The following is a 3,872-nucleotide window of genomic DNA, read 5'->3' as shown; positions in this document are numbered from 1 at the left end:
ATGACGGCGCCGGTGTCGCTGGTGCGCACCACCTGCGCCTCGGTGTACTGGCGCTCGGTGGTGAACCTGGGCGCGCCGCAGACCTCGCCCTTGTGCGAAGGCGACCGCCTGCAGGCCTTCCGGCTCTCGCAGCTCGCGCTGTCGCGGGTGGGCGACACGCACGATCCGGCGCCGCGCATCGCCGCCTGCGCCGCGTCCTTCCTGCAGAACCGCGAGGCCGACGATGGCGGCGGGCCGATCGGCACCCACTGGGTGAGCCGCGTGGTCTACGGCTTTGCCACCGGCATCTTCCAGCTTCACCCGCAGGTCGGGCAGGGCGAGGCCAACACCGCGCTCACGCCCACGGTGGTGCGCCGGCTCGGTCCGCGCGATCCTCAGGCGATGGCCAGGATGGCGCAGGGCCTGGGGGTGTGGCAGCCCGAGGAGGCGATTGATCTCGCCCCGGATCGCGCAGCTGCCGAACTCGAGCGGGTCTTTCAGGCGGCGGGTCTGCCCACGCGGATCTCGCAACTGGGCATCCCGCGCGAGAGCCTGCCGGCAGTGGTGGCGCACTCGCTGAAGAACTTCAACGCCGACCCGAAGCGCGAGTTCCTGAAGGAGCAGGCGATGCTGGCGGAGCTCATCCAGGACTGCTGGTAGGCCCGTCCGAGGCCCTCAGCGGCCCAGAGCCTCTCATGGTTGGCGATGACGCTGCAACGCGTCAGTCACAAATCGCCGTGGTGCCTGGTCCAAGTCATTGAAGGGGTCCGCCGGGCCCTCGACGAGGACACTCCATGAACCGGTTCACGATGGCGGCCACCGCCGCCGCGCTGTCATCGGCGGCGATGGTCAGCCCGCCCGCATTCGCACAAGCGCTCGCAGACAAGGTCCACACCGCGGAGGCGTCGGTGGTGACCATCGTCCGCATACCCACGCCCTGGTACGCGCCCCGGTTTCTGGTGGTACGCAAGATGCGCGAATCGATGCCCTTGTACAGCGCGATCGACGGGCTGACGCACAAGGCGTATTCGCTGGCGCGGTCCGACGGCCGCTTTGGTGGCATCTACCACTGGAAGGACCTCGCCAGCGCGCAGGCCTGGTTCACGCCAGCCTGGTTCGAGCGGGTCGAGAAGGAGCGTGGCGCCCGAGGCGAGGTGCGGTTCTTCGAGGTCTCGACGGTGATCGACACCCAGTCTTTCGCCGCCAGCACCGGCACCGATCTGGCGGCCATGGCCACGCTGCTCGAGGTGCCCAGGGCAGCGGGGGCGGATCGGGCCAGGCCGGTCGACGGCTTCCTCGCTGCGGTGGACACCTGGCGCGCCATCCCGGGTCTGCTGCGAACCTATGTGGTGACGACACCGCAGGGCGGCCCGGGCGCCATCAGCCTCTGGCAGGACGAGGCCAGCGCCCGCCATGCCCTGCAGCCCTCATGGAGCGATCGGATCGTGCGAGAGTACGGCGAGCCGGCTCGTATCGAGTGGCTGGACACACCGATCCTGATGGCGGGCAAGGACGGTGGCAACGCCATGGCCGTGGAGACCCGACGATGACGAAGATCGCTGAACCGTCGGCCGAGACGCTTGCCCAGGCCATCGGAGGCAGCCTGGCCGCGATCGATGCGCTGATCATGACCGTCCAGCCCGGCGTCTACCGGCTGGCGGTGCATGTTCTCGGCGATCGTGACGATGCCGCCGATGCCACCCAGGAGATCCTGCTGAAGGTGGTCACGCACCTGTCGGGTTTTCGGGGAGAGGCGGCCTTCTCCACCTGGGTCTGGCGGGTGGCCCATAACCATCTGATGAGCGCCCACACCCGTCGCAAGGAGTCGCCGGAGGTGTCGCTGGAAGACATCGCCGAGCGCCTCGGGCAGGGGCTGGAGTTCGCAGCCACGCTAGCGCATGCGCGCGGCGAGGCCGGGCCGCTGAGCCCGCAGGACAAGCTCGAGGCCCGGCAGGTGGCGCTGGCCTGCACGCAGTCAATGCTGATGGCGCTCGACCGCGAGCAGCGGCTGGTCTATGTGATCGACACCGTCTTCGCACTCGATTCGAAGCAGGCCGCCGAGATCGTGGGCGTCTCGGCTGACGCTTATCGGCAGCGTCTGTCGCGGGCCCGCTCGCGGCTCGACGCGTTCATGAGCGGTCATTGCGGTCTGGCCAATCCACAGGCTGCGTGCCGTTGCGAGCGGCAGCTGCCCGCAGTGCGACACCTGGCCGCGGCACGAGGCTCGGACCGCAGCGCCGTCGTCGCGATCCACCGCGAGGAGATGCAGGAGGCCGAGCGCCACTTCGCAGCGTTCACGCGGGTGTGCGACGCGGCCTCGGTGCTGCGCGCGCATCCCGCCTACCAGGCACCCGAAACCCTGCGTGCGGCGATCCGCGCGGTGCTTGCCCAGGAGGGTTTCCTGCAGCGCGGCACGCCCCAATGACGAACCCTGAGCCCACCGGTCGGCCGCTGTGCCTGACCACGAGCGATGGCGTTGCGCTCGCGGCCGTCGTGCACGAGCCTGCCGCACTGACCGGGCGGCATGTGCTCGTGGCCGGGGGGCTCGCGATGCCGCAACGCTTCTACGCACCGTTTGCCGCCTGGCTCGCGCAGCGCGGCCACCGGGTACTCACCTTCGATCTGCGTGGCACCGGCGCCTCGCGCGCGCCAGAGCACAGGCGCTCGCTGCGCGGGCTCGATGCCGACATGCTCACCTGGGCGCGTCAGGACTTTCCGGCGGCCGTGGCAGCGCTTTCCGGCATGGCCGGCGGGGCGCAGGTGGCAGTGATCGGGCACAGTCTGGGCACGCATCATGCCGCCATGACCGATGCGCTGACCCAGACCCGCATCGACACGCTCCTCGCCGTCGCAGCCGGCTCCGGGTACTGGCGCGACTGGGCTCCGGAGTCGCGTCGCCTCGCGCCGCTGATGCTGCATGTGGCGGCACCACTGCTCACACCGCTGTTCGGCTACTTTCCCGGACGGGCGCTGCGTATGGTCGGCGACCTGCCCGCGCCGGCGATCCGGCAATGGGCTCGCTGGTGCCGACATCCCGATTTCGCATGGGGCGTCGAGCCCGACGCGATCGGGCCCAGCCTGCGATCGGCGCGGTTCCGCATCCAGGCCTACCGATTCACTGACGACGAAGCCATGTCCGACACCTGCACACGCAAACTGCTGGCCGCCATGCCCAACGCGAGATCGACGCTCCATGCCATCGACCCGGCCGCCCTCGGGCTCGCCCGCATCGGCCATGCCGGCGCGTTCAGGCTCCAGACTGCCGATCGCCTCTGGCCGATCTTCGAGGAGGCCCTGCGGCCTGCTTCCCGCGAGGTGCGCACATGAGCAACGACAAGGCACCCGTGCCATCCGGCTTCGGCCCCATCCTGCGCAGCAGCCCGGTCCTCGATGCCCTCGGCGGCTTCATGAGCCGCGGCGAGGGCGATGCGCTCGAGATCGGACTGCTGGTCGGCCCCAGGCACCTGAACGCCCGCGGGCGTCTTCATGGCGGAGTCACCGCCACGCTGCTCGACACGGCCATGGGCTACATGCTCGCCGGGCGCACTGGCGGCCGCCGGCGTCTGACCGCACGGCTGACCATCGATTACAGGTCAGCGGCCGACGAAGGCGAGTGGCTGCAGGTGTTTCTCGACCGGGCCGAGGAGGACGGGCGCACGACGCTGGCGTTCGGCCGACTGTTGTCTGGCGAGCGTCTGGTGGCCGAGGTGACGGTGCTGTTCATCGACGCGCCGCGATGAAGGTATCGGAAGGCATCACGGCTCATCGGCCAGCTTCGCGATAATGACGAGTCCATCACGGACCTCGATGCGGAGCACTGCCCATGAATCCCCTGGTGATCGCCAGCCAGTTCGGAGCGGAGTTCGACGGCTGGCTGCGCACCGCGCGGCCCG

The 3,872-nt window shown here is 69.8% G+C and carries 5 protein-coding genes; all 5 read left to right on the top strand.

Features of this window, described 5'->3' with window-relative positions:
* Positions 1-639 (top strand): dehydroquinate synthase/iron-containing alcohol dehydrogenase family protein (locus AC2H6A_RS18480; RefSeq protein WP_484275187.1); only part of this gene is annotated, 639 nt, incomplete at its 5' end.
* 134 nt (positions 640-773) lie between these two features.
* Complete coding sequence (locus tag AC2H6A_RS18475; protein ID WP_484275186.1) at positions 774-1,529, top strand: hypothetical protein; 756 nt, start codon at positions 774-776, stop codon at positions 1,527-1,529.
* Positions 1,526-2,404, top strand: coding sequence for an RNA polymerase sigma factor (locus tag AC2H6A_RS18470; protein WP_484275185.1), 879 nt, complete (start codon positions 1,526-1,528; stop codon positions 2,402-2,404). The genes AC2H6A_RS18475 and AC2H6A_RS18470 overlap by 4 nt, the downstream gene beginning before the upstream one ends.
* The gene (locus AC2H6A_RS18465; protein ID WP_484275184.1) at positions 2,401-3,306 is read left to right on the top strand and encodes an alpha/beta hydrolase family protein; all 906 of its coding nucleotides are present in this window, start codon (positions 2,401-2,403) and stop codon (positions 3,304-3,306) included. The genes AC2H6A_RS18470 and AC2H6A_RS18465 overlap by 4 nt, the downstream gene beginning before the upstream one ends.
* A complete protein-coding gene (locus tag AC2H6A_RS18460) occupies positions 3,303-3,719 on the top strand; it encodes a PaaI family thioesterase (protein ID WP_484275183.1) in 417 nt (138 codons plus the stop codon). Before AC2H6A_RS18465 ends, AC2H6A_RS18460 begins: the two co-directional genes overlap by 4 nt.
* Positions 3,720-3,872: the final 153 nt, after the last annotated feature.

It is taken from the genome of Quisquiliibacterium sp., from assembly GCF_982640115.1.
The sequence above is the reverse complement of the archived record's forward strand: the minus strand, read 5'-3'. Positions and strand labels throughout refer to the sequence as shown.

Bases quoted from the DNA above. Each gene is read 5' to 3' on its own strand.
- AC2H6A_RS18460 (WP_484275183.1), top strand. From the start codon at position 3,303: ATGAGCAACGACAAGGCACCCGTGCCATCCGGCTTCGGCCCCATCCTG.
- AC2H6A_RS18470 (WP_484275185.1), top strand. From the start codon at position 1,526: ATGACGAAGATCGCTGAACCGTCGGCCGAGACGCTTGCCCAGGCCATC.
- AC2H6A_RS18475 (WP_484275186.1), top strand. From the start codon at position 774: ATGAACCGGTTCACGATGGCGGCCACCGCCGCCGCGCTGTCATCGGCG.
- AC2H6A_RS18465 (WP_484275184.1), top strand. From the start codon at position 2,401: ATGACGAACCCTGAGCCCACCGGTCGGCCGCTGTGCCTGACCACGAGC.